Raw genomic sequence first — 25309 nt, forward strand, 5'->3', positions numbered from 1 at the left:
ACCACCCGAACCCCGGCCAGCCGTCACCGGGCCGCCACGCCGATCACCCACGCCTCAGAGCCCCGGCGCACCCGAGGGGCCACTTCGCCGCCCGGCCGGCGGCAACTGGGGGACCCCGTTCTGCGGGCGACGAACCGAACCGGACCGACATCCCAGCGAAAGGCGGATCATGCGCGACTTCCAGGAGATCAAGACACACGGACACGCCGTGCGCGTGCACGTGGACCCCGAGCCCGAGCGGGAGGCCCGCCCCGCCCTGTGGCCGACCATCGGGGAGTACCCCATCTACGACCAGTTCCTCTACAAAACCATGACCACCGACGACGAGCGCAACAGGCGCTTTCGCGCCGCGCTGGCCAAGCTGGCGCCGGGCCGACGCGTCCTGGACATCGGAACCGGACAGGACCTCCTCTGGGCACGCGAGAGCCTGCAGGCCGGAGCCCGCAACGCCCTGGCCGTCGAGGTCATCGACGACGCCTTCCACACGGCCGCCAGCAACCTGGCGGCCCTCGACCAGCCGGACCGGATCACGCTCCTGCACGGCGAGTCGACCACCCTCCAGTTCGCGCCCAAGGCCGATGTCTGCGTTGCGGAGATCATCGGCTCCCTGGCGGGCGCCGAAGGCGCGGCAGCCGTCCTGACCGACGCCCGCAACCGCCACCTGGAACCCGGGGGCTTGGTGGTGCCGCACCGCGCGGCAACCCTGGCCGCAGCAGTCCGCCTCTCGGACCTGCTCCCCGGCCAGCCCATCGCGTTCGCCGAGAGCGCCCTCCCGTACCTGCAGAGCATCTTCGACTGGCACGGCAGGCCCTTCGACATACGGCTCCGGGTCGAGAACCCGCACGCCGACGCCCTGCTCTCCGACGGCCGGCCGGTCGAGTTGCTTGAGTTCAACGGCGATCTGCGAACGGAGCAGCGCACGACCACCCGCCTGGCCATCACACGGCCCGGCCACGTGGACGGCGTGCTCACCTGGCTCAACCTTTGGTGCCTGCCGGACGAAGAGCCGCTCGACGCGCTCCGCATGACGACCAACTGGGCCACCATCTACTTCCCGCTCTTCGACGAACCCGTGCCGGTCGCGCCCGGAGACGTCCTGGAACTCACCGTCACGGCGACCCTCAGCGACGACGGCATCCATCCGGACTACCACCTCGGCGCCACGCTGCAGACTGCCGACGGGGGCGAGTGCTACGGCTCCCTGGCATCCCCGCACCACGGCGGCCCCTTCAGAGCGCACCCGATCTACCAGACTCTGTTCCCCACAGCCTGACAGGCCCCGGCGCAGACGCGGCCAGCAACCCCCGCTCCACGACACAACCGCTGGGCCATCGGAGCCGGTGCCACAGCTTCTGACCGGCTGGCCGGTCCTGCCTCGATCCTCACCGACCGGCTGCCCGTACGCCAACAGCCCTCACCGGTGCGCTCCGCCTCACCGGAGCGCCGGCCCTCTCGCCCTTCCCCTCACCCACCACGACCTTCGCCCGGAGACTGCCATTGTCCAGTCCCCTCTCTCACGTCCTCCTCGCCGTTCCTGCCGTGGTGCTGGCCTGCCAGGCCGGCGGCTGGGCCGCCCGCCGGATCGGCCAGCCGCCCGTCATCGGCGAGATGACCGTCGGAATCCTCCTCGGCCCCTCCCTGCTCGGCTGGCTCGCCCCCGGCATCCAGCACGCACTGCTGCCGCCCGCCGTCCTGCCTTTCACCTCCGTGCTCGGCAACCTCGCTCTGCTGGTCTTCCTCTTCCTCGTCGGCCTCGAACTCGACCTGCGCTCTCTGCGCGACACCCGCCATGCCGTGGCCTCCGTCGCCGCCGGCAGCATCCTGCTGCCCCTCGTCCTGGGCGCCGGCCTCGCGATCGCGATGTACCCGGCCCTCGCACCGCCCGGAGTGCAACGCCTCCCGTTCGTCCTGTTCGTCGCCACCGCACTGTCCATCACGGCGTTCCCCGTCCTCGCACGGATCCTTACCGACCGCGGCCTGGCCACCACCCGCCTGGGCACCTTCGCGCTCGCGTGCGCCGCCGCAGACGACGCCCTCGCCTGGTGCCTGCTCATCGCCGTCACCGCCCTGGCCACCGCCGGTTCCCCGCTGGATGCACTCACCGCCCTCGCCCTTTCCGCCGCGCTCACCGCCGCACTCGCAGCGGCGCGCCCCCTCGTAAAGCGGACCCTGGAGCGCACCGCCCGCACCTCCGACGACCTGGTGACGGTGCTGCTGGTCACCGGGCTGCTCCTGGCCGCGTGGGCCACCGACCGGATCGGCGTCCACCCCGCGATCGGCGCTTTCCTGATCGGCGCGACCATGCCGCGTGCAGTGCCCGCCGTCTACCGCAGCGCCACCCGCCTTCAGGCCGTGGTCGTCCCGGTGCTGCTGCCGCTCTTCTTCGTCGACATCGGACTGCGCACCGACCTCGCCGCACTTCCGGCCGATCAGTGGGGCTGGGCAGCACTCGTCCTGGCCGTCGCCGTGATGGGCAAGTGGGTTGGCGCCGCCGGGGCGGCCCGGCTCGCCGGCTGCGACTGGCGATGGTCGGCTCTGATGGGCACCCTGATGAACTGCCGCGGGATCACCGAGATCGTCGTCCTCGGCATTGGCCTTCAACTCGGAGTCATCTCCACGAACCTGTTCACGATCATGGTCCTTATGGCCGTTGTGACCACCGCCGCCACCGCGCCCCTGCTCGACCGCCTCACCCCCAATGCCCCCGAACTCACCACCCCGGCCACCGCCGACGAGCCAGTAGCAGCGCTGCCCGAGGACCCAGGGGCGACCCGATGACCACCGTTCCCGCCGCACGCTCAGCCGCAGGCGACGTCGAGACGGCGGTCCGCGCTCGGCGAAGCACCATCCGCCTCACCGCGCCCGCCCCGAGCCGGGACGAACTGGTCGACCTCCTGTCGGCCGCTGCCACCGCGCCCGACCACGGGCAGCTGCGTCCCTGGCGCGTGATCGCGATCTGTGGCACGGCCCGCGCCCGGCTCGGTGAAGCTGCCGCCGAGGCCGCGCCCACCGCCGATCTGGCCGAAAGGACCGTCACCAAGCACCTGCGCGCGCCGCTGATGCTCGCCCTCGTCTTCCAGCCCCGCGACCATCCGACCATTCCACGCTGGGAACAGCTGGCCGCGACGTCCGCGATGGCCACCACGCTGCTGCTGCTCCTCGACGCCCGCGGCTGGGGCGGCGTCTGGTTCGGCGGCCCGTACCCAAACGCTCCGCAAGTCCGCAAGCACCTTGGGGTCGGCGATGGCGAGCAACTGCTCGGATACCTGCACGTCGGCACCCCCGTACCTGGCGAGGAGCCCCGGCCCCGTGCTCCTGCCGACGTCCGCTCCAAGCTCAGCTGGCTCGGCGACACCGCCCTCTGAACCCGCTCCGTCACCAACCGGTTCGCGCCGGGTCCGGCCCGACTGCGGTCAGAAAGCGTGGAGTGGGCCGCCCGCGACGGCATCGGCCAGACGCCGCGCCAGGCGCCGACTCTTGAGGTACTGAGTGGCCGTCTTCGCCCTCGCCAGCGACTCCTCCCACCCGACCCGGTCACCGCGCAGCCGCGCCAGCTCCGCACCGGTGATCAGCAACTCCACACTGTCGCGCGTTCGCTCCGGCGGCAGTCCCATCGCCACCTTCAGAGCCTCCTCGCCCTCCTCGGCCAGCCCGGCCATCGCCAACGCCCACGCGGCCTGCCCCTCCAACTCCGGGCGGTCCAGCCACGCCATCCACCTCGGGTCCGACCCGCGCCCGGCCCGGTCGAACGCGGCACGCGCCCGCTCCACCGCCGCCCGGCACTGGCCGCCGTCACCGTTGTAGGCCCACGCCCTCGCCTCCGTCACCGCAACGTAGGCCCGCACCAGCGCCGGCGCCCCCGTCGCCGCGACCACCGCACTGCGGGCATGGGTCAGCACCTCCCGGCCCTCACCCCGCACCGCCGCCAGCCGGGCCTGGTGAATGCAGCCACGCGCCAGCCGACCACGATCCCCGATCGCCTGCGCCAGCCGCATCGCCTGCAAGTCATAGCGCTGAGCCAGGCCCGGCAGCTGGTCGTCGTAGGCCATACTCGCCAGCGCAAGCACCGCGTCGGCGACGCTGCCGTACAACAGCCGCCCACGCCCGGCATTGAAACCCCCTTCGAGCAGCGGAACGGCGTGGGCGGAGAGAAAGGCGGCGAACACAGATCGGAACTGCCCGCCCCCGTGCCGGGCGTCCGTCCTGCCGTACAGGTCGGTGTGCGCGTCCAGGAGCTCGATGTCCGCCATGGTCACCCGCCGCTGCCCGCGCCCGGTGACCTCCGTGTCGGGCAGCATGACCAGCGCCTCGACCGCCGAAGGCGTCGATGCGAACGGAATCCTCCGTACCGCCGCACTCCTGGGTACGGCGTCCATCTGCCACAGCCGCCCCAGCATCCGCACCGCGTGTCTCAGGTCGCCGTACTGGAGCGCCTGCTCAGCGACATCCATGTCCTCAGACGACCACCCTAGGGTTTCAGGGGTCACCTGGCGCTTGCAGGCCCGGGTCAGGACGTAGCACGCCGCGGCCGCCAGATCCGGTCCCGGCTGCGCTCCGGCGCACCATCGCGACACGGTGCTCTTGCTTACGGACCGGGGGCGGCCAGTGGCCGCGCAATGCTCGCGGATCCGCTTGGCGAACCCCGACATCGACCACTTGAGCTCGTCCAGCACAATCCGCTCAAGGTCTCCGTTCCGCTGCGAGGCGCCGCGCCCTGAGGCCGCCCCGCTCACGCGGCTGTCCTCGGGATCTGGGTCGCCGTCAGCCCATGCATGCCGGCCCCGGACCTGCTGATCGGGGGACAGATCGGGGCGCAGGCCGGGTCGCGGCCGTGCCGACGCGGGTCTCCTGCCGCTTCACCGATCACGCTTTCCGTGTGGGCGGGTGGTTGAGAATTTCCGTGAGTGTGTCCCGGTGCAGGCTCACCACGACTGTGTGGTGGTCGGACTTGCCCGTCATGTCGTAGACATTGATGTCATGGACAGCGCGCAAGAGCTCCTCGCTGCCGTAGAGCCTGTCGATGCGCGATGCGGGCCCATGCGTGGGGCTGGTGTCGACCGTGGGTGAGACCGCGGTGGTGTCGCCCTTGGTCGTGGCGAGGTGGCGTGCGACGTCGTGCAGGCCCGCGGTGTGAAGGAGCTGGTCCGGCTGGTCGTCCATCCGACGCCTGCCGTCAGGTCCGATGTAGGAGCGGTGCACCCGGTGGGGTTTGTCGGCGATCTCTTCCAGGAGCGGCAGGGCAGGGTCCCCGGGCGCGCCGGGTACCGGGTAGCTGTTGTTGTCGCCGCCGAGCAGCGCGGGGAGCTTGACGCGACGGCCGTCGAGCTGAGTCCACTGGTCGTTCCATGTGGTCAACCACTCGGCTTCGGACAGGCGGTTGCTGGAGGAGGCGTAGTTGAGGTGGTACGAGCCGACGATGAGCGGGGGCGCGTCCGGTGCCGTTCCGTTCAGCCGCAGGCGCTGCACGGTGGGCGGGAGCACCCACATTGGGCCGGTGTCCGTCCACTCGCCGGCCGGGGTGAAGATGGCCGGGTCGTGGTAGACGGCGGTGCAGGACCTCTCGCCGATCAGACCTGCCATGCCCAGGACTGCTTCGGCGGCGTCTGCGAGCTCGCCGCCATTGTCCTGGGCGTCCCACACCTCCTGCCGCAGGAGTAGATGCAGGCCGAGCGACGCGAGTTTCTTGTGCATCTCCTGCCACAGCGAGCGGTTCCCGGCGCCGTTGTTCTCGAAGTTGCAGATTGCTGCCTTGATGAGCACGGTGTGTCTCTCTCAGGAGTAGAAGTGTCAGCGGGTTGGCGTGCGAAGCCGACGGAGGAGCCCGAGGCCGCGCCATGCAGCACGTCATTTCAGATGAGTCCTTGACGCATCGCGTACGCCACCGCGTGCGTCCGGTTGCGCAGTTGCAGCCTGGTCATCACCGAGTGCAGCACGTTCTTGATCGTGCGTTCGGAGTAGGACAGCTTCGTGGCGATGTCCGCGGTGTCGTACCCCTCCGCGACCAGCCTCAGCACATCCACCTCGCGCGCCGAGAGACCGGTGAAGTGCAGCCCGCGCGGGCCGAGCACCTGCTTCTGGAGGCGGCCCACTTCCGTCAGGAGCTGCCCCAGCAGGTCGGGCGGAACACATCCGCCGTCCTGAGCCACTGTCCTTATGACCTCCAGCAGGTGCTCCGGTGTCGACTCGGCACGCTTGACCACGCCGGTGACACCGCACTCCGCGGCGCTTACCAACTTCTGCTCATCGATGTCCGTAACGACCAGGACCGTGCGAGACCTGGTCCGCTGGATCCGGCGCAGCGTCCTCAGCGCCTGTTCGTCGATCTCGTCTGTGGCCACGACCGTGACCTGCGGTGGGCCCTCCTGGTCGCCCTCGTGCATCACGATCCCTGGGTGGAACCGGATTTGTTCGGTGAGGCCCACCAGGGAGATCGGGTCACCTGCTTCGACCGCCACGGATATCCGTGAGTCTGGGACGGAGTTGGTGGTCACGCATGGTCCTTTCCGGTCGCTCCAGGGAGTGCGGGGATCGTGCAGCTCGGTGCCGTGCTGTCACAGCGCGACCCGGATGTTGGGCCGTCCGGCAGGCAGCTTTCCGGGTCTCACGAGGCGAGGGCGGGAGCGGCGGCATGAGCGACTGCCGGCGGCGACGTCTGGGCGGGGAGCGGCTTGAGGGGGTTTCGCGATCGGGTTGTGTTGTCTTACGAGTTCGTCCGGTTGTGCGTAGCCGATCAACGGTCCAGGGGAACGGCCCCGCTCGCCATGGATTGGCAGACGAGCAGACGGTCGGTTTGAACGCCGGCGGCGGCCCGCGGGTGGGCCACGTACCCGCGAACGGTCGCGGTGCGCGGGCCGAGTCCGGCAGCGATTGCAGGGACGCTGGCTCCGGCGGCCCGGAATCCCACGGTCTCGCGTCGCCGACGAGTCAGGAGCGGTGCTGGCGGACGAATTTCTTCCTCACGGGGTGCGGTGTTCACGGACCCAATCCGGGTGCCGGCCTGTACGTCTGTACTCCTGGACCGCCTGGACGTCCCAGATCATTCCGAGGGCATCAAGATCCTTGACGCGCTCGGCTGACAGTTGGCCACGGTTGTGGCGGGATCGAGCTTTCGATACCCATGCTCCGATTCTAAATTCCTCCCCGTCAGAGTTGGATATTGTCCTGGACGCAGGCACGTCAAGATTTCCGAATCTCTTATGCCATAGGCGTGCGAAGGTCATAGCCCGCAGCCATGCCTGTTCATTTGTGTCCACTTTCCTGCCCAGGCCTTTAATTGCCGCGGCTCGTTCGGTGTCGAGTTTTCCGGCTCTGATTGCTCGGTGCTGGCGCTGCAGCCACTGGCCTAGGGCAAGCTTTTCGCCGTCAGCGAGTTCTTCGACGTGACTCAAGCTAATAGCAAGGACGCCGTGTCGCTCGTGGAAGGCTTGTGCTGCTGCCAAATAACGGTGCCATTGGTCATCGACAGGATTCCAGATCATGCCCAGGGCGTTGAGTTCGTCCACTCTCTCTTTGGTCAACTTCCCGCCCTTGTGCGCCTTGCGCTTATGGGATATCCATGATCCCAGGGGGTAGCCCTCAGGGCGTTCCGGCATTTCTTGAAGCTCCTTGCGCTGGACGCGAAGGTGCCCATTCTGAAGCCGATAGGCTCGGGCGGCGGCGATGCCTTGCGCCCAGTCTTCTTCGTGTGTGTTCCACAGCATGCCGAGCTCGTCCAGCGCATTTCTCTGCCAGGAAGAAAGTTTCTCCTTCCGGCCTCGGACTTGATGGATCCACTGTCCGAGAGAGAACCCTTCCGGGGTGGAGGTGGCGAAGTCATAAGGGACGCGCAGGTGTCCGTTTCTCGCGCGGTACTCGGCCGCAGCGGCAAGGTTGCGCATAAAAACTGCCTCTTTGGCGTCCCAGACCATTCCGATCTCTTCGAGCTGGGAAACCCGGGCGGGAGACAGCATATTGTGTTTGTACTTCCTGCGAGCCCAGTGAATCCACTGCCCCAGGGCCAGCCCAGATTGGGTGACAAAATAATTCCGGACCAGCAAGTCGCCGTGCTCGGCGGCGTAGGCCGCAGCGGCGCCCACATGCTCTTCCCAGGAGTCGGTGGTCGAACGGACGGCCTGCGTCGTGATCGCCTCGGCGAACCGGTCCGGCACCGGCATACCGCTGATGTGCAGCCAATCGGGCACATGAGAGAGCGTATTCCGGTCGGGATGGTAACTGCTGGCGCCCAATTCGCGACGCCGGGCCTCCAGGTCAGCGCGGAGGTCGTCGTCATGGGCCGCCAGCGCGCTCACCACATTCCAGACAGGGGCGTACGCGGAGTCCTCCAAAGCGCTGACGGGCTCCTGGCCGGCCCCCATCAGCACGGGCACCAGAATGTAGGCCGTCTTTTCCTTCTCATCTCCCAGACGCAGGGCCCGGCCGACCGCCTGCACGTTGTCGATCGTTGACTTTCGGCAGTCGATGAAGGCAACGCCGCCGACCATGGGTGCGTTATAGCCTTCCTGAAGAACCCGAGAGTTGGAGATGACCACCCGATCAAGGCCAGGGTCGGATAGCTTCGCGAGTTCTGCGCGACGGTCCCTGCGCGATTGGGAACCGTGAACGAAACCGGTCGTCAAAGCGCCTGCCGCATCCAGTCCGAGCAATGCATCAGCCTTGGGCAGCGTCTGCGAGAACCAGCGTGCGTCACGCACCCGATGGTGATAGGTGAGCATGCGACGGATTCCGTACTCCCGTGCAGACTGCAGAACCGCGATCTGACGCGCCAGCACGGGAGCGGACAGCGCGGAGGATCCCAGTTCCAGGTACGGGGCGCCTTCACCGTCACTGACCAGACGGTGCACCTCCTCGTCAGTGACGACGGCGACGAGGACCTGGTAGTCAGCCAAGAGCCCCTGCGCCCGAGCCGTCGCGTAGCTGAGCCGGTACCCGACACGTCCGAAAATCTTCCCGTCATCCATGCTGACGACCTGGGACAGGTCACCCTCACGCGCAACCACCAGGCGCGGAGTAGCCGTCATGTACAGACGAAAAGCCGCAGGCACCAGTCCGTCGTCGTGGATCATCGACCACTGTCGGCCCGCCGCCCCGGCCGAGCGGTGCGCCTCATCGACCACGATCAAACGCCACGGCATCACACCGCCGAGCCGATGAGCATCGACCACCTTTGACAGGCTCTGGTACGTCACGGCCACGGTGCTGCGACCGCTACTCGCGCGCAGCAGGTCAGCGAGCCGGACCGGATCGGAGGTGACCTCCACACGAAGGGCCGTCAAGTCCTCGGCCGCGTCGCGGTCCCGCACCTCTTTCTCGCCGCACACCGCGATGACCTGCCCAATCGCCTCGTCTCCGAGCGTTCTTGCCCACGCCGACAGCGTCTGGGCGACCAGGTCGAGCGTGGGTACCACGATCAGAACAGGGTCGGACGGTGCCACCAGCCGCGAAACCTCGGCCCCGACGCGCGTCTTACCTGTGCCACACGGCATCACAGTGGTGACGCGACCTGCCGAGGAAAACTCCGCAGTCAGCCTTTTTACGGCCTCTCTCTGGTGGTCCCACAACGGTTCTTTGCTCCGCGGGTCGGCCTCACCTGTGCCAATGACGAGCGGGTTATTCATAACGTATAGCTCTCCAGCCAGAAGTTTCGTTGATATCGCTGTTCACACTTCAGGAAGACGGTCTCCTGCACTTGTTGTGAGAGTGCTAACAATTTTGCGCAACCACCTTTCGTATTCATCGGGGGTGCGAGGTACGCGCCTGGACTTTATCCAGTCGTAAAGGTATACAGATCCGTACTGCTTCATGATGTCGACCAGGTCAGGGGGAGGGTTCGCTACCACAGCCTGGAAGACCTTCAGTTCCTCGGAGGCCTGAACAGGATTTCGTGAAACTAATCCTTCCCAAGATCTGAGAGTTTGGTCCTCAGATTTGTCCAGGAAGTAGACGGGGAGCAGTGCGATGAATCTATCCATTCCCGGCGAGATGCCCGTGTATGGTTCGCTGGGGTCGCGATAGACTTCTCGTTGCTTTTTGTGGCGTTTCTTCTTCGGCATGAGGAACTTCCTCTGTATGGATGCTGGCCAATGGGCCTCGGTGAAGCTGCGGGGAGGGGCCTTTCACGAATCTGGGAACCCGGGGCGTGCAGTGAGAAGTTTGTTGCGCCGATCGGGCAGGTACGTCGGAAGGAATGCGGCGTGCCGGGTGGCCTGCGGCTCATACATCGCCGCGGGCCGGTGCAGGATGGTGAAGTCCCGCAACGCCGGCGCCGGCTTCACCCGGCTGAGTGCGCCGGACGGGTGCTGTGGGCGGCCGCTGCTCCGGACGGCGGCGCCAGGGGCTCCCGTTCATCGCTAGCCGCGGCAGCTTGCGCAGGGGTGAGGAAGCTGGCCAGGATTTCGGGCTGCCAGTACCCTCCGTTGCCTTCGAAGGCCCAGTACAGCCGGGTTCCGCCGCGGATGGAGGGCGCGGGGATTCCTCTCAGGAGAGCGCCGCGCCGCCACAGCCTGGCCCCCGCGGTACGCCAGCCGTCGGGCAGCACACCGGGTTTCAGGAGGAAGAGCGCAATGGAGCCTTCGACGTCCCCCAGCACCGGCCCCCACTTCTGCTGCCCATTGCGGAGCAGAGTGGTCAATGCGGTGCGGCAGGCATCCGGGGTCGCGCGCACCACGTCGACACTGAGGCCGGTGACGACATGTCCGTTCAGAATGCCGAAGCCATCAGGCTGCCAGGGCATGGACGCCGGCACGAGACCGAGCGGATCAGTGCCTGCGGGCCGAAGGGGCCGACGGTGTGCGACCGGTTGCGGCACCGAGCGGGGCGGTGGAGTCGGCTGTTTGCGGACCTTGCGTAGCGGGGGCTGCGTTTCCTCCCGCCCGGTGAGAACTCCGCATGCAAAGCCCCGGGCGATCAGCTTGCAGTCGCTCTCGCCCTCGGATCGCAGGAGGAACAGGGCGGTGTCGACCCTTATCCCGGGCAGGCCGGTCTGCACCACAATGTGGGATGCCAGGTCGTCGTCCGGGACGTCGTCCGCCAGGTGCCGCCACACCTGCACCACGTCGGCGGGCAGCTCCGCTACCTTCGCCCCGGGTATGGGTACGACGGTGATCAAGTTGTTCCTGACCGTGGCGCGGGCCAGGGCTCGGTCCGTCTTCACGGAGAGGCCCACCCGACAGCAGCGGCGATAGTCCTTGACCGTGGTGATTCCCCGGTTGTGTTCCTCGGCATGCTGGGCAGCACTCAGACCCTGCACCAGGCCCAGCAGCACCCGGTGCTGGGCAGGACTGGGCTTCCAAGCGCCCGGCGTCTCCGAGCGGTTGGCGGGAAGCCCGATGGTGAACGGCATCCGCAGTACGGACAGGGACATGAGCGGGGACCTCTCTGACGGGTGATCTGGACTCGCAAGGCCGGCATGCGGAACTGGAGCGGAGGCTGTCTACGAAGGAGGCCGCAGCCCTGCCCTTTTGCGTTCCAGGAGGAGTTCCATGGGGAGTGGGGCGGGTCGCCGGGGCCGTCCCAGAAGCACGATCAGCACGGCCCCCACGATGATGCGCCCCATGGTGTGCAGACGGCTCAGCAGCACGGCGAGGCCCGGACTGCGTAAGGCGCTCGCCATTCGCAGGAGTACCACGGCGCAGGCGCGTACGGCGTGTACGGGACCAGACATGAGGGGCACTGTTCTGCGGCCCCGGAAGCAGACCGGTGCGGCGCTGAGAGCACCGCGCTGCCGCGGTTGGCCGTGGGCGACATGAGTCACGTGACCCACCGCTTGCCGGTCGGCAGGTAGAAGGCGTTCCCGTGGGGTCCGTTGGGCTGGTGAACGACCACGCCGGCAGTGGCCAGTTCCTTCAGGGCGCGGTTGACGTCAGCGGACTTTACACGGAGGCGGTGGGCGATGAGGCCGGCCGGCAGTGCCTGGCCCGGACGGTAGTCCTGCTTATTCAGGTACCCGTACACGGCGCCTGTGAGACCGGCGGTCGGGCCGGCGCCGGGCGCGGCAGAGGTGGGCTGGGCTGGTTGCGGACGGTTCACCATGGCTTCCTTCAGGTCGGTGGGCGGCGTGGTGTGCGGGGGAGGGGGAGGGGCCGGCGTGGTCATCGGCGGGGGTTCTGGGCGGTCCGGGAGGGGGCGGTGATCTCGTCGGCGAGGTCCGAGAGTGCCGTCGCGAGAACGGTCACCCGGTACAGCCGCTCGTGCAGAGGCACGTCCTCGGTGGGCAGATCCCAGCAGGCCAGTACCCGGACGGCAGCCTGGCGCAGGCCGGGGTGCTCATGCGGGAGCTGTCGGACTGCCCGGTCGTAGGCGTGGGAGGCCAGGCGTTCGAGGGCCTCGTCTTGGCGCGTTTCCTGCCGGGTCATGTCCTTGTCCGGCAGGCATGTGCCCTGCCGCCAGCGGTTGATGGCGGCGTCCCGGGCGGCCTTGATGTCCTGCCGGTTGAAGGGAGCGCTGTGGCGCGGCCGCGTGGGATGGTTCCGGGCGATCGCATACATGCGCTCCCGCCACACGGTGAGGCGTCGGCCGTTTGGCGGGTTCACGACGCGCGGCTGGGAGGTGCCGGAGAAGTACAGGATGCGCTGGTCGGCGAGGAGAGCCAGAGCCTGGGTCACAGCGTCTGCGGGGGCGAGGAGGATCCGGGTGAGTTCTCTGCGTCCGGGCAGGCCCGTGTCGGGCGGGTAGGCGCCCTGGCCGATGACCGCGCCGAGCAACTGTGCGGCCCGGCGGGCGGCATGGCCGGCGGGCCGGTCGTCCACGACACGCCACCGTCCCTTGACGGCCTCGATGATCCCCGTCGCGGCGAGCTGGTCCAGGGCCGGGCGAAGGGCGTCGGCGTCGCACCCGGTGGCATGGCACAGTTCGGTCAGGGTCAGCCGGGAACCGGGTACGTAGCACCCGGCGGTGACCCGCTCCCTCACGACCGCGACGAGCTGTGAATCCGGCGATGGTGGACAAAGTGCTCGGGACGGGGTGGGCGTGGTGGGTGCCGGCTCGGGGCGGGTTCCGGTGAAGGGTGTGAACGGGCTCACGGAACTCCGATCTCAGCGCCGGGGGAGGGTCGCGGCAAGGACGATCATCGCCACGGCCGCGAGCCCGGACAGAACGGAGAACAGCAGGGGTGTGCCCCTCGATGCTGACGGCTCGGAGTCCGCAAGGCCGTGAGGGGACCCGGGAGGCTGTGGCTTGTCGAGCTCGTCGGCTGAGGAGTTGTGGTGCGCGCGGTGGCTCAGGTCAGCGGACATCGGCGATGGTTCCTTCGGTGCTGGTCTGCCAGGAGGTCTGTGCGGGTCCGGCCTCGACGAGCGCGAGGTGGAAGGCGGCCGCCTGCCGCAGGGCTTCGTACGACGAGTAGTGATCGGTGACGGCGAGGGCGGCATCGATATGGGCGAACAGGGCGCCGCTGCGGTGGTAGTCGACACCCTGGCCGTCCTGCTGGGCCATGATGCGGCCGGCAGGCAGCTCCATCTCCACCAAGTGACCAGGCAGCTGAGGTATCGGATGGTCCTCGCCCACGATCCGGATATCCGCGCCGCGCTCCATCAGCCGCAGCAGATGTTCCACCTGTTCGGCCATGAGCCGTGGGGTGCCGCTGCCGCGCCGGATGACATGCACGTCCAGGACGTAGACCGGGCAGGCCGCGGGCGGCACCGGCGCGCCGCTGCGGTACGTGGAGTGCTCATCAACGGCGCGGGCGTAACCGGGGGTCTGCAAGGGGGCGGGGAGCAGTGCCGTCGACAGCCAGCGCACACGACGGGCCTGGCGGACACAGGCGTCCAGGCGGCGGGCATGGCCCGGCTCATCGTCCCGGGCAGTCCGCGCCTGCGCGGCGGCGTGAATCAGCAGTCCCCACAGCGGCTGCCGGTCCTGGCCGCACCGGTACAGGCGGATGAGTGCCGTCAGCTCCGCGACGGTGATACTACGGTGGCCGTCCTCCATGTCGATGACCGCCTGCGTGGGGACACCGAGGTGTTCAGCCGGCTGCTCGGGCAGCATCATCCGGCGCAAGCGGGCAGTGCGCAGCATCGCGCCGACGGCCTGGGCTGCCGGTTCGGGCGTCGTCATCGGACACGCCCCAGTACCTGGGGGCCGGGTGTGATGAGGGCGGGGAGATCCGCGGAGGCCCCTGGCCGTGCGGGAACGGGCTGGTGCCGGGCGAGTTCGGCAATGACAGCCTGGTCGACCTCGCGGACCCTCTGAAGATTCCGTACGAACCGGGTCGCCACCGCAGCGGACAGCTCCCGCTCGTTGTCGAGGAGGACCAGCTTCTCCTGCACCACCTGCCCGGTGACCGGCGGGAAAAGCGTGCCGTAGATGCCGACGAGATCCGCCTCGGCCACCCACAACAGTTTCCGTCCGGCCTTGCTGAGGACGGGGCACCAGTGGAGTGCACACCGGGCGCAGGAAGGCGGCATGTCGGTGTATCCGGTCGTGGCCGCCGGCCCGCCGGTGCGGCTGGTGGCGCGCAGGACCCACAGCCTCCAGCCCTCGGGGCTGATGGCCGCGGGAGCACCGCACCCCTGGCACAAGAGGTTGAGCATGCAGTGGGCCTGCCGGAACGGGGAGAGAAGGTTCCCGTCCGGCCGCCCGGACGGGACCGCCCCGACGGTGCGCATGAGCAGGACCCCGGAATCGGGGTACCAGTCGTACGGCGTGGGATACCGGTAGTTGACCCACCCGTCGGCCCCGATCACCAGCTCCGGCACATGCAGGCGCTGCTCGCCTGCGGTGAGGGCGATGTAGGGCATGTGAGCGGTGTCCAGCGGTCCCGGTGTGCCGCTGGCGGTGAGGAGCGCGGGGCCGGGCTGCGGCCCGGTCGTCACGGGTCCGCCCGGCGGCGTGAGGCTGTGCATGTCATCCATTTCGGGTACGAGGCGAGTGAGGGTGGGTCAAGGGACCACGGGCGGGAGGGGGTGTCAGGGCAGGCGGAGCCGGTCCCCGCCGAGCGCCTTGTCCCGGGCCAGCCGCAGACGCTTCAGTGACTCGTCCTGCGACAGGGACGCTTCGGTGACACGGGCGAGAAAGCCGCCCATCCGTCTCTCGGCGGTCAGCCCGCTGTAGTACGTCGCGTGGTCGCTCTCGGCGGCATACACCTTGGCGCCGTTGGGCAGCAGGAACTCCGCGAGGTGCTCGGGGAATTCCCCATGGACGGCGGAGTCCAGCGGCAGGACGCGCACCGTGATGAGCTGCTCGGCGACGGCGCCGATGAGGTACGTCATCTGTTCGGCAAACAGGTGCGGGGCGCCGAGGAGCCGCATCAGCACGGACTCCTCCAGCACCACCGTCGTGCGCGTGCCGATGGCAGCGGGGCGTGTGATCTGCAGGTCGATGGGGTCGGGCTGGTCGATGATTCTCGTGCTGTAGCCCGGTGTCCGCAAGAACGCAGGGACGAGCCGCTGGGCGTAGACGCATGCTTTCGTGGCCCGGTGTTCGAGTGCAGCGAGCCGGTCCGGCCATCCCGTGGTGTGATCGACCGCCATAGCGAGGGGCAGCATCTCGCGGTGCTTGACGGCGCAGGCCGTTTCAGAGAGGAACCGGGCGAACCCGCGACGCCCGGACTCCGGCACCTGGTAGGGGCCGGCGAGCAGCGTCTCGGCCTCTTCCTGGGACAGCGGCCTGGCGCCCGATTCGGTACGGCTCATCGACGTGTGCGACAGGCCGGCCAGCCCGCAGACGTCCGCGTTCCGTAGTCCGAGGTTGTCACGGAGGTAGCGCACGTAGTTGCCCGCGATGATCTGACCGGTCGGAAGTTCGGGCAGTTCCCAGTTGCTGAGGCCGGTCATGAGGCGTCCGTACGGCGTGCGACGGTGGCGTAGGCGTGCGACTGGTCTGCGCCGGGGAGCGAGTACTGCGGGGTCTTCGGCCAGTGCGCGGTTGCGACGAGGCCCGGGGATACCGGTTCCCACGGGCCCAGGAGCTGGCGGATGTGCTCTTGTGTACGGGGCCGGAACACGATGCCGTGCTCGGCGTAGAGGTCGGCCAGCGCCGCCATCGCGCCGGGGAACGTGTCGGCGGAGGCGTGGGAGATGGACAGGGCGCTGCCCGGCGCGAGGCGGTCATGGAGGTCCGCGATGCAGCGGGCGGCTTCCTCGTCGCTCATCCAGGCGAACAGGTCGTTGCCCAGAACGGCGACCGGGCGCCTCACGTTGATCACGGACAGCAGAGCCGGGTCGGCCAGGAGGCGGTCGACCTGACGTACGTCGGCACGCACCGGGGCCGTGCCCGGATGCTCGGCCAGGCACATGTTGGCGTGCCCGTACACCATGGGGTTGTTGTCGACGTATGCGACCCGCGGGTCACAGAAGTGCTTGGCCGCGTCGTAGGTGTGCAGCGGCTTCTCCGGCCGGGCGTCCGGGTTGAAGGGCAGCCCGCACCCCAGGTCCAGGAACTGAGTGATCCCGAGAATGCCCGCGATGTGCTCGACCGCCCGCTGACCGAAGTGGCGGTTGATGAGCAGCATCCGCGGCAGCCAAGCAGCGACTTGCCGGAGCTGCTCGGCCAGGAGGCGGTCCACTTCGTAGTTGTCGGTCCCACCGGTGAAGTGGTCCGCGATCCGGGCGCTGCTGGGCACACACGCCCAGTCAGGCATGCGGTAGGGGGGACTCTGTTCTTCGATCACGAGGTTCCTTCTGCGTAAAGGGGTTGGGGCCGGCTGCCCTGGATCGGGGCTGGTCCAGGGGCAGCCGGGGCGCAGGGCTGCGGGCGGGCTACGCGGGGGTCGAGCCCGCCCGGGGTTGCGCCGTCCTGTCCGGTGCCGGTTTCGCCGTGCGGCCTTGCGGCGGCCGCACCGGCTGGACAGGACCCTGGGGAAGCCGTGTCCGTGAGGAGGGTCTGTCCTCACGGACACGGCTGGCCGGGGTGGTCAGTGGTGTGCGTGCTCCGGGTGGATGAGGACGGCCGCGTAGCTGCCGCTGTGGTGATCCGGGACAGGCGTGCGGTATCGGGCCGGGTGGTACGTGCTCACCGGCACGATGCCGGGAGAACGGATGTGCCAGGGGCGGGCGGCGGCCTGTGTGAGATCACGTATCTCCTCCGCGGTCCGCAGGCGCACGGGCAGCCCCGCCGCGGTGAAGCAGTGTGCTGCGGCCGCGGCAGTTCCGTCGTGGCACAGATCGGCGGTGGAGTGGGTGAGCGAGAGGACACTGCCGGGCGGCGCCCAGTCGAGGATCGCCTTCATGCTGGCGCGGGCGTCCGCATCGTCGGGTATCCAGGGCAGGACGTCGTGACACAGGAATCCTGTCGGCCGGGACGGGTCCAGGCCGTGAAGCGGCAGTTCACGCAGGATGTAGAGCGTGTCCCGCAGGTCCGCGTGCATGAACCGGTGATTCGTGGACCGGCTGCCGCTCAGGAATTGGGGTCCGTGTTCGATGACGGCCGGGTCGCAGTCGACGTGGATGACCGTGGTGTCCGGTCCGGCGGACAGGGCGGTGTGGGGGAAGCGCGGGTTGGCGGCCGGCAGGCCGCTGCCCAGGTCGACGAACTGCCTGATACCCGAGGCGCGGAGCATCGCCACCGTCTGGTGTGCGTAGAGGGCGTTGATCTGTACGGCGTCCTCGAACCAGGGTGCTGCGCGAAGGACCTGCTTGCCCAGATTCCGGTCTGCGCGGAGGTGGTGTCTGCCGCCGAGCAGCCAGTGCGTGAGCTTTGCGACGGACGGTGCGGTGACGGGGGCGGGGCCGCGTGCCGTGACAGCCGCGGTGAGCGTGCTCACTGTGCATCCCCCTCGGGGAGGGGCTCCAGGACGACGTCCAGGCGCGTAAGGGTGTTGGAGATGAAGCTGGGCACCGGTGTGCGGGTGTCGCTGTCGGCGAGACGTGCGTGGGGGTAGCGGGCGAAGAACTTGTCCAGGGCGATCGCACCCTCGGCACGTGCCAGGGGTGCCCCCAGGCACAGGTGGGCGCCGTGTCCGAAGGCGAGGTGCTCCTTCTTCACGCGCAGCACGAGGAACTGGTCGGCGTCCTCCCCGTACTCGCCCCGGTGACGGCCAGCTGCGCTGTAGCAAGGGAGGATCGGATCCCCGGCGCGGATGACGGTGCCGTCGGGCAGGGCGATGTCCTCGGTGGCGTAGCGCATCGGAAGGTTCGCGATGGGGGCGTTACGGCGAAGTGACTCTTCGACGACATCGCTCCAGGTGGCGCGGCCTGCGCGGACGTGGCCGAGCTCCTCGGGGTGGGTGAAAAGGTTGAAGCCTGCGTTGGTGATGAGCCCGACCGTTGTTTCGAATCCGGCGGTGATCATCAGCAGGAGTGTGTCGGTGAGCTGCTTCTCGCTCAGTGTCCCGTTCTCGTCGTCCCGTGCGGCAACGAGGGCACTGGTCAGATCGTCGCCGGGATTCTCGCGCTTGAGCGCCACGAGGTCACTCAGCAGTGCGTAGAGCTCTGCCTGGCTGGCCTTTTGTTCTTCCCAGCTGTACGACGTCGAGAAGATCACGTCGGCGAGGTGCCGGACCCGGTCGTGTTCCTCTTCGGGCAGGCCCATGAGCCGGCAGATGAAGAGGATGGGCAGGCGGCGGGCATAGGCGGCGACCAGGTCGACGGGTTCACCGGGGGCATGTGTGGCGTCGATGTCGTCGAGGAGCTGGTCGGCGATCGACTCGATGACGGGGATCATGGCCGCCGTGCGGCGGGCGGTGAAGGCCTTCTGGACGAGCTTGCGCAGGCGCCGGTGGTCCGTGCCGTACGCCGTGAACATATTCTCAACGCTGACCCACAGGGCCAGCGGCCACGTGGCCACGATGTTCTCGAAGTCGCGGCAGTGGTCCCGCGCGCTCTTCGACACCCGCGGGTCTTTGAGCAGTTCCCGAAGCCACTGCGGGTCGTTGACGGCCCAGGCCTCGACGCCGAGGACGTCGACGCGGGTGATCGGGCCGCGCTCCCTGAGCATGCGGTCTTCGCCGGTACGGTCGGGCGCCTGGGGGTTCAGTGCGTAGACGCTGCTGTCCATGCGGTTCTCCTCCGTGTGTGCTGCTCAGTTGGGCAGGGGGGCGGTGGGTGCGAAGGACACGGGCAATGAGGCCAATGCCCGGTGGAAGGGGCCGGGACGCCAGCGGACCTGGTCCGGCGGGATGGCGAGCTGCATGTCCGGCAGCGCTTCGAGGACTTCATCGAGGGCGGCCTTCGCGATGACCATGGACATGTCCGCGGCGGGGCAGGCATGGGGACCCGCGCTGAAGGCGAGATGCGCCCGGTTTCCGAGCCTGCGCTCGGGGCTGCCGAGAGCGGGGTCGTTGTTGCAGGCGGCGAGACTGATTACGACCATCTGGTCCGCGAGCAGTACCTGATCGCCGATCACCACCGGCTGCGGGGGATAGGAGAGGCAGTAGTTCGCCATCGGCGGGTCATTGAACAAACCCTCGAACAGGGCTTCGCGGACACTCAAAGATCCCCTGGAGACACCGTCCCTGACGTGTGCGCTGGACTGGATCCGCAGCGCCGTGTTGGCGATGGTGTTCGTCGTCGGTTCATAACCCGCCCCGAACAAGGTCACCAGCTGCTGGGCGAGCTCAGGACCGGTGAGCTCGGTTTCGTGGGCGATCAGCCGGGTGACGAAGTCGTCACCGGGGCGGGCCCGCTTGAGCTCGATCAGGTCATGCAGCGCTGCCATCAGCACGTCGTTGGCGAGCCCGGCGTCAGGACCGCCTTCGAAGACTGCGGCCATGGACATGCCGATCCGGCCGGCCACCTCGTCCGGGGCACCCGCCAGGTCACTGATCGTGGCGAGCACCACCGGTTTGGCGAACTCGTTCAGGAAGTCGGCCTCGCCCTTCTCGCAGAAACGGTTGACGGCCTGCCGCGCCCTGCGCTGCACGACCCGCTCCAGCCGGTGCAGCGCCACCCCGGCGAGCGCGTCCACGTTCGAGGCCCGGAACCGGGCATGCTCGCGGCCCGCACTGCGCAGGGCGTTGGCCCGGTAGCCGACCATCGGGAGGATCGGGCAGTCGGCAGGCACGGACCGCTGCCACACCCGGGGGTCTGCGGGGAACCTGACCGGATCGTTGAGGATCTTCACCGCGGTGTTGTGGTTGACCACCAGGGTCGCCTCCAGCCCGGGGTACAGCTCCACCGGCACCAGGGCCCCGTGCTCCTGGCGCATCTTCTGGTAGGCGGCATGCGGGTCGGCGGCGAACTCCGGTGTGTACATCGGGTACCGGCGGCAGGGGTGGGTGTTCACGGGCGCTCCGGACGGTTCGACAGGGAAATGAGGTACTCGAACAGGACGATCAGCGCGTCGCGGCCCTGGGCGGCATTGCGTGCGTCGCACCGGACCAGCGGTGTTTCGGACTCCAGATCGAGAGCGGACCGCACATCCTCAAGCTCGAACCTGCGGGTCCCCTCGAACTGGTTCAGGGCCACCACGTAGGGGATGCCGCGGTTCTCCAGGAAGTCCGCCACGGGGAACGTCCTTTCCAGGTGACGGGTGTCGGCCATGAGCACCGCGCCCATCGCTCCCCGCGCGTACTCCTCCGCGATCGGCTGGAACCGCTCCTGCCCCGGAAGACCGAACAGGTACAGCGCGATCTCGCGATCCAGGGTGAGGCGGCCGAAGTCCACCGCGACCGTGGTGGTGGTCTTCGCGTCGCTTTCCATGAGGTCGTCGACCCCGACACTCGCGGCGGTGATGGGTTCCTCGGTGCGCAGCGGTTCGATCTCCGAGACGCTGCCGACGAGCGTCGTCTTGCCGACACCGAAGTGACCGGCAATCAACACCTTGACCGATATCGCTTCCGCGGGCACGTAGGCGCTGTCAGGCAGGGAGAGCGCGGAGGCCATGAAGAACCCTTTCCAGGAGAGAGCCCGAGGTGGTGTCCGGCGGGGTGGAGACACCGACGAGGCCGCTGTCCGCGAGACCGGAGACGAGGATCTTGGCCAGAGTCGGCGGCTGGCCAAGGTGCGCGGCGATCTCGGACACCGACATAGCCCTGTCGGGCCGGCACACATCCAGCACGGCCTTCTCGTCGGGGTTGAGGCCGACGTGGGGCGGACCAGGAGTCTCTGCCGTCGTGACCAGGGACTCCAGCCGCAGTTCCTCGCGTGAGGGTGTGGTACGCCCCCCCGTACGGACATGGGGCCGTACGAGACCGCCGTCCCCGACGGCCGGGCCTGTCACAGCTGCCCGGCCGCGCCGGACCCGAGTCCCGTGCCTCCAGGCGTCTCGGTCCGGGCCTTGGAAGCCAGCTCCTGGGCCAGATTCGGTGCGACCGACATCACCTTGTTGGTGATGACCTCGACGTTCCCGTCGTGCGTGTACTGCACGACCAGCAGCGAGTTCTCCGCCACCGCCGTCGCCATGATCATGGCCTTGTCGTACTCGGCCATGCACTGACGCAGAGCGCCGCCGCCGAACTGGCCGAGCGCCTTGGCAACCGAGACGTATCCGGCCCCGGCCGCGGAGATGCTGTCTGCCGTGTCCCTGTCGAGGTCCTTGCACCGGGCGACCACCAGGCCATCGCCGCTCAGCACCACGGCCCAGGTGACGCCCTTCAGGCTCTTGATGTCGTCGAGGATCCACGAGGCCTTCGTCTGGGCCTGGCGATCGGTGAAAGTCGTCATCGAGATCACTCACTCTTTTCGGAATCGGAAGTGGAAGCGGAATCGGCAGGGGAGGGCGTGCGGCGTGTGCTCCTGATCCAGGCGGTGGCCACGTCGGCACTCCCCGGCTGATCGGACAGCCGGAAAGCCGCCTCGCCGGCTCCGCTGCCCGATGCCGCGGAGACAGAGGCATTCCTCCGCCGCTGGGGCAACCCCGAGGCATGCCGACCATGCCGCCCCGGGCCGGACGGACTCTCCACCGCGACAGGGCGCGGACCGGCCACAGGCCCCACCGCGGTACCGTGCTGCCCGGCACCGGCAGGACTGTTCACCGCGACAGGGCGCGGGCCTGCCACAGGCTTCACCGTGTTCAAAAGGGTGTCGGGCAGGAAGAGAATCTGACGCATCCCTCCCCACGCACTGGATGCGTCGAGATGTGCCGTGAACCCGTAACGGGCTGCCAGAGCTCCCACCGTCCAGAACCCGATCTTGGGATGCGGGCCGAGCTCGTGAAGGTCCACCGGCTCGCCGGACAGCGCCTTGCGCGCCAGGGCCTGCTGCTCCTCGTTCATGCGTACGCCCGCGTCACTGACGATCACCGTGACGCCCTCGTAGGCCGACTCGAAGGTCACATCGACTGGAGCTTCCGGATGGGAGTACCGGGTCGCGTTGTCGAGCAGTGTGGCCAGCGCGTGCACGACGGGCTGCATCGCCCGCTGGTTCACCGCGCGGTGGTCCAGCTCCTGGTACCGCACCCGCTCGTGGGCACGGATACTGCCCATGGCCCCGCGCACGACCGCGGTCAGCGGCTGAGACGTCCAACGCCGTCCTGGATTCCCTCCGGACAGCACAGCGAACGACGCCGCCACCCGGCTCATCACTTGTGCCTCGTGATCGATCCGCGTCAGAGTCCCGAACGACGAGTCGTCCTTGTGCCTGATCAGTCCTTCGTCGATTACCTTGATCAGCGCCTGGCAGGGCGCCTGCACGGACTCGGCCACCGCTCGCACGGTCGCCGCGGTCGCTTCCTGTGCTTCGCGCCGCGCCTCATGGCGGGCCGCCGCGGCACCTTGGTTCTTCATCTCGATGAGCGCCGAGACCACGGCATTGCCCGCGGCTTCCAGGTGTTTCGCGAAGTCGGAACCCGAGAGCCGGGCCTCGACGATGAACTCGGTGGAGGTCGGCGAGCCGCCGGCCGTCACCGCGTCCGTCCACGCACGCACACCCTGAAATGCGAACGCTTCCAGAGCCATATCCCGGCCGCTGCAGTCCTGTTGAGACTGCATCAGCCTCCGATCAAGTTCGCTCTTGTCCCGGAGTAACCGGCTCACCTGCCGGCGAGCCCGTCCAGCGGCGACCGAAGCGATGACGGCGACCGTCAGGACGCAGACGAGCACGACGGCGAGTGCGAGTATCTGGGAGGTCATATATCTCTCAACTCGTTCGGACATCGGGGACCTGAACAAACAAACGGATCAGATCCCCACAGGAATGCGGGAGCAGGAAGAGGAAGCAGAGGCCGGAAGGACTGTGGGCGGGACCGGCGTGAGCAGCGGGAGTACGGCGCCCAGGGGTACCGGCGCGGTGAAGACACGGTGGTACTCGTTCCCGCGCCTGCCCCAGTGCAGGGACTCCTCCGCGGTGGCCGTCCACGGAGGCACGGTCAGCAACCCGGCGTCGCGGAAATCCGCCGGCCACGGCCAGTCGGTTTCCTTACCGGAGCCGGGCGGCAGGATCAGCACCCACTCATTCCCCCGGGCGATGGCCGCCCCCACCGGGTGAGGGTGCAGATGGTCACAGAGATCGAGGAGCCGGCGGGCTGCGGCCGCCGGGAGTGCCACTGTGTCGAAGGCCTCGCCGACCGTCACGTCGAACGGCGAGACACCCACGACGTCGGGGAAGAGATCAGCGACCGTGGGGCCCACAGTGCTCATGCCGCGATCACCGCCATGGCCGCCTGCTCCAGTGCATGCAGGCGTACGGCACACTCCACAATTCCGATGTGGCTGAACGCCTGGGGGAAATTACCGAGTTGCTGGCCGGTTTCCGGGTCGTACTCCTCGGCGAGCAGCCCGAGATCGCTGCGCAGCTCCAGCAGACGCTCGAACAGTGCGCGCGCCTGGGAGAGGCGGCCGGTGAGGGCGAGCGCGCTGACCAGCGAGAACGAACACAGCAGGAAGGAGCCCTCACTGCCGGGAAGCCCGTCCAGGCCCTCGCCGGCCGCGGTGGTGGGATAGCGGTGTACGAGGCCGTCGGGCGTCGCGAGCTCCCGCATGACCGCGTCGACCGTGCCGATCACCCTGGGGTCGTCCGGGGGCAGGAATCCGGTGCTCGGGATCAGCAGCAGGGATGCGTCCAGCTCCTTCGAGCCGTAGGCCTGGGTGAAGGTATTCCGCGTCGCGTCGAAACCGCGCTCGCACACGTCCGCATGGATCTCGTCACGCAGCTCCACGAGCTCGCCGAGGTCCGCATCGAGTACCCCGTCCTCAACGAGGCGGATCGTCCGGTCGACCGCGACCCACGCCATGACCTTGGAGTGGACGAAGTGACGGCGCTCACCGCGGACCTCCCGGATCCCGTCGTCGGGGTCCTTCCAGTGGTTGCGGACGTAGTTGACCAGCCCCAGGTGCAGCGCCGCGGTGTCGTCACACCGTTCGAGACCCTGTTCGTGGGCCACGAAAAGGGTGTCGGCGAGCTCACCCGGAATGTCGAGCTGGAACTGCCCGGCGGCGCCGTTGCCCACCCGGACCGGAGCAGAACCCCCATACCCCGGCAGCCAGTCCAACACCCGCTCAGGCAGCTCACGCTCACCACCGACGCCGTACATGACCTGGAAGTTCTCCGGATCACCGGCCACGGTACGCAGCAGCCATTGCCGCCACGCCCCGGCCTCGCCCCGGTAGCCGGCGTGCAGCAGAGCGGACACAGCGAGCGCCGAGTCCCGTGGCCAGGCGTAGCGGTAGTCCCAGTTCCGCACGCCGCCGATTTCCTCCGGCAGTGAGGTTGTCAACGCGGCGACGACCGCCCCGCTCGGCGCGTAGGTGAGCGCCTTCAGGGTGATCAGGGAGCGGACCACCGCCTTGCGGTAGGGGCCGTCGTACGTGCACTGTGCCACCCAGTCCCGCCAGAACACCCGGGTCTCGGCCAGCGCCGCTGCGCCGTCGCACACTGCTGGCGTGCCGGTGTGGGAGGAGGGCTGCCAGGTGAGGGAGAGGGCGATGCGCTGGCCGGCCCGGACGGTGAAGCGGCTGTGCGCGACGCCGTCCTTCTCCGTCGTGGGGGTGTCGAGCCACAGTGCGTCCGGTCCCCATTCCGCGACCGTGTAACCGTTGGCTTCGTGGATCCAGGGGAGTTCCTTCCCGTACCCGAATCGCGGGCGGAGCGCGGAGTCCATCTCGACCTCGCCGGCCACACCGTCGACGATCCGGATCACCTGCGAGGAAGAGCCGTTGTGGGTCGGCATGAAGTCCGTGACGCGCACGGTGCCGCCGCCCGGGGCGTCCCACTCGGATTCGAGGATGAGGGAATCGCCCTGGTAGCGGCGCCGGTCGGCCCGCGGGGCCTGCTCGCCGGGCCCGACGGCGGGGCCTATCTGCCAGTAGCCGTGCGCCTCGGTACCAAGGATCCGTGCGAAGACGGCCGTGGAGTCGAAGCGCGACGGGCAGAACCAGTCAATCGAGCCGTAAGGGCAGATCAGAGCGCCGGTCAGCCTGTCTCCGATGAGCGCGTATTCCTCGATCTTGCCGGGCATGGAATTCCGATCTCTGCGGGTGAGCCCGGAGTCCCGGGCGGTGCGG

General features: G+C 68.5%; 25 protein-coding genes. 3 read left to right on the forward strand and 22 right to left on the reverse strand.

The annotated features are described in order from the left end of the window. Positions 1-169: 169 nt before the first annotated feature. From ACFYY1_RS30210 to ACFYY1_RS30220, 3 genes are all read left to right on the forward strand, one after another. Positions 170-1273: a class I SAM-dependent methyltransferase gene (locus ACFYY1_RS30210; RefSeq protein ID WP_388591218.1), complete on the forward strand. Its 1104-nt coding sequence runs from the start codon at positions 170-172 to the stop codon at positions 1271-1273. 224 nt (positions 1274-1497) lie between these two features. After that, positions 1498-2778 (forward strand): cation:proton antiporter, encoded by a 1281-nt coding sequence (locus ACFYY1_RS30215; RefSeq protein ID WP_388591220.1) that lies wholly within the window; start codon positions 1498-1500, stop codon positions 2776-2778. Further along, a complete protein-coding gene (locus ACFYY1_RS30220; RefSeq protein WP_388591221.1) occupies positions 2775-3365 on the forward strand; it encodes a nitroreductase family protein in 591 nt (196 codons plus the stop codon). The genes ACFYY1_RS30215 and ACFYY1_RS30220 overlap by 4 nt, the downstream gene beginning before the upstream one ends. Positions 3366-3413: 48 nt before the next feature. Here the strand turns inward: ACFYY1_RS30220 and ACFYY1_RS30225 are convergent, their stop codons facing one another. From ACFYY1_RS30225 to ACFYY1_RS30330, 22 genes are all read right to left on the reverse strand, one after another. Then, positions 3414-4451, reverse strand: a complete 1038-nt coding sequence (locus tag ACFYY1_RS30225) for a transcriptional regulator (protein WP_388591223.1) — start codon at positions 4449-4451, stop codon at positions 3414-3416. A gap of 412 nt (positions 4452-4863) precedes the next feature. Beyond that, positions 4864-5760, reverse strand: coding sequence for an endonuclease/exonuclease/phosphatase family protein (locus tag ACFYY1_RS30230; RefSeq protein WP_388591224.1), 897 nt, complete (start codon positions 5758-5760; stop codon positions 4864-4866). Positions 5761-5849: 89 nt separating this feature from the next. Then, complete coding sequence (locus ACFYY1_RS30235; RefSeq protein WP_388591307.1) at positions 5850-6380, reverse strand: response regulator transcription factor; 531 nt, start codon at positions 6378-6380, stop codon at positions 5850-5852. Positions 6381-6956: 576 nt separating this feature from the next. After that, positions 6957-9614, reverse strand: coding sequence for a Helicase associated domain protein (locus ACFYY1_RS30240; RefSeq protein ID WP_388591226.1), 2658 nt, complete (start codon positions 9612-9614; stop codon positions 6957-6959). 42 nt (positions 9615-9656) lie between these two features. Continuing rightward, positions 9657-10049, reverse strand: a complete 393-nt coding sequence (locus ACFYY1_RS30245) for a hypothetical protein (RefSeq protein ID WP_388591227.1) — start codon at positions 10047-10049, stop codon at positions 9657-9659. Positions 10050-10267: 218 nt separating this feature from the next. After that, on the reverse strand, positions 10268-11338 hold the full coding sequence (locus ACFYY1_RS30250) for a helix-turn-helix transcriptional regulator (protein WP_388591229.1): 1071 nt from the start codon (positions 11336-11338) through the stop codon (positions 10268-10270). Between the two features lie 407 nt (positions 11339-11745). After that, on the reverse strand, positions 11746-12090 hold the full coding sequence (locus ACFYY1_RS30255; RefSeq protein ID WP_388591230.1) for a hypothetical protein: 345 nt from the start codon (positions 12088-12090) through the stop codon (positions 11746-11748). Beyond that, positions 12087-13016 (reverse strand): GntR family transcriptional regulator, encoded by a 930-nt coding sequence (locus ACFYY1_RS30260; RefSeq protein WP_388591232.1) that lies wholly within the window; start codon positions 13014-13016, stop codon positions 12087-12089. The genes ACFYY1_RS30255 and ACFYY1_RS30260 overlap by 4 nt, the downstream gene beginning before the upstream one ends. 12 nt (positions 13017-13028) lie before the next feature. After that, entirely contained in the window at positions 13029-13229 is a 201-nt protein-coding gene (locus ACFYY1_RS30265; protein WP_388591234.1) for a hypothetical protein, read from the reverse strand. Continuing rightward, positions 13219-14049: a Scr1 family TA system antitoxin-like transcriptional regulator gene (locus ACFYY1_RS30270; protein ID WP_388591236.1), complete on the reverse strand. Its 831-nt coding sequence runs from the start codon at positions 14047-14049 to the stop codon at positions 13219-13221. Before ACFYY1_RS30270 ends, ACFYY1_RS30265 begins: the two co-directional genes overlap by 11 nt. After that, positions 14046-14837, reverse strand: coding sequence for a hypothetical protein (locus tag ACFYY1_RS30275; RefSeq protein WP_388591238.1), 792 nt, complete (start codon positions 14835-14837; stop codon positions 14046-14048). The genes ACFYY1_RS30270 and ACFYY1_RS30275 overlap by 4 nt, the downstream gene beginning before the upstream one ends. 63 nt (positions 14838-14900) lie before the next feature. Further along, positions 14901-15767 (reverse strand): Scr1 family TA system antitoxin-like transcriptional regulator, encoded by an 867-nt coding sequence (locus tag ACFYY1_RS30280; RefSeq protein ID WP_388591240.1) that lies wholly within the window; start codon positions 15765-15767, stop codon positions 14901-14903. Then, on the reverse strand, positions 15764-16573 hold the full coding sequence (locus ACFYY1_RS30285) for an SAM-dependent methyltransferase (protein WP_388591242.1): 810 nt from the start codon (positions 16571-16573) through the stop codon (positions 15764-15766). Before ACFYY1_RS30285 ends, ACFYY1_RS30280 begins: the two co-directional genes overlap by 4 nt. Before the next feature lie 273 nt (positions 16574-16846). Continuing rightward, positions 16847-17695: an SAM-dependent methyltransferase gene (locus ACFYY1_RS30290; RefSeq protein ID WP_388591244.1), complete on the reverse strand. Its 849-nt coding sequence runs from the start codon at positions 17693-17695 to the stop codon at positions 16847-16849. Next, positions 17692-18927, reverse strand: coding sequence for a cytochrome P450 (locus ACFYY1_RS30295; protein ID WP_388591246.1), 1236 nt, complete (start codon positions 18925-18927; stop codon positions 17692-17694). The genes ACFYY1_RS30290 and ACFYY1_RS30295 overlap by 4 nt, the downstream gene beginning before the upstream one ends. 24 nt (positions 18928-18951) lie before the next feature. After that, on the reverse strand, positions 18952-20154 hold the full coding sequence (locus ACFYY1_RS30300; RefSeq protein ID WP_388591248.1) for a cytochrome P450: 1203 nt from the start codon (positions 20152-20154) through the stop codon (positions 18952-18954). Next, the gene (locus ACFYY1_RS30305; RefSeq protein ID WP_388591250.1) at positions 20151-20753 is read right to left on the reverse strand and encodes an ATP/GTP-binding protein; all 603 of its coding nucleotides are present in this window, start codon (positions 20751-20753) and stop codon (positions 20151-20153) included. Before ACFYY1_RS30305 ends, ACFYY1_RS30300 begins: the two co-directional genes overlap by 4 nt. After that, complete coding sequence (locus ACFYY1_RS30310) at positions 20728-21090, reverse strand: DUF742 domain-containing protein (RefSeq protein WP_388591252.1); 363 nt, start codon at positions 21088-21090, stop codon at positions 20728-20730. The genes ACFYY1_RS30305 and ACFYY1_RS30310 overlap by 26 nt, the downstream gene beginning before the upstream one ends. Beyond that, the gene (locus tag ACFYY1_RS30315) at positions 21087-21533 is read right to left on the reverse strand and encodes a roadblock/LC7 domain-containing protein (RefSeq protein ID WP_388591253.1); all 447 of its coding nucleotides are present in this window, start codon (positions 21531-21533) and stop codon (positions 21087-21089) included. The genes ACFYY1_RS30310 and ACFYY1_RS30315 overlap by 4 nt, the downstream gene beginning before the upstream one ends. Before the next feature lie 5 nt (positions 21534-21538). Further along, on the reverse strand, positions 21539-22939 hold the full coding sequence (locus tag ACFYY1_RS30320) for a hypothetical protein (protein WP_388591254.1): 1401 nt from the start codon (positions 22937-22939) through the stop codon (positions 21539-21541). Positions 22940-22987: 48 nt separating this feature from the next. Then, positions 22988-23446: a hypothetical protein gene (locus tag ACFYY1_RS30325; protein WP_388591256.1), complete on the reverse strand. Its 459-nt coding sequence runs from the start codon at positions 23444-23446 to the stop codon at positions 22988-22990. Next, complete coding sequence (locus tag ACFYY1_RS30330) at positions 23443-25263, reverse strand: glycoside hydrolase family 15 protein (RefSeq protein WP_388591308.1); 1821 nt, start codon at positions 25261-25263, stop codon at positions 23443-23445. The genes ACFYY1_RS30325 and ACFYY1_RS30330 overlap by 4 nt, the downstream gene beginning before the upstream one ends. Positions 25264-25309 lie beyond the last annotated feature (46 nt).

Source organism: Streptomyces sp. NPDC001890, from assembly GCF_042891445.1.
Classification (GTDB): Bacteria; Actinomycetota; Actinomycetes; order Streptomycetales; family Streptomycetaceae; genus Streptomyces.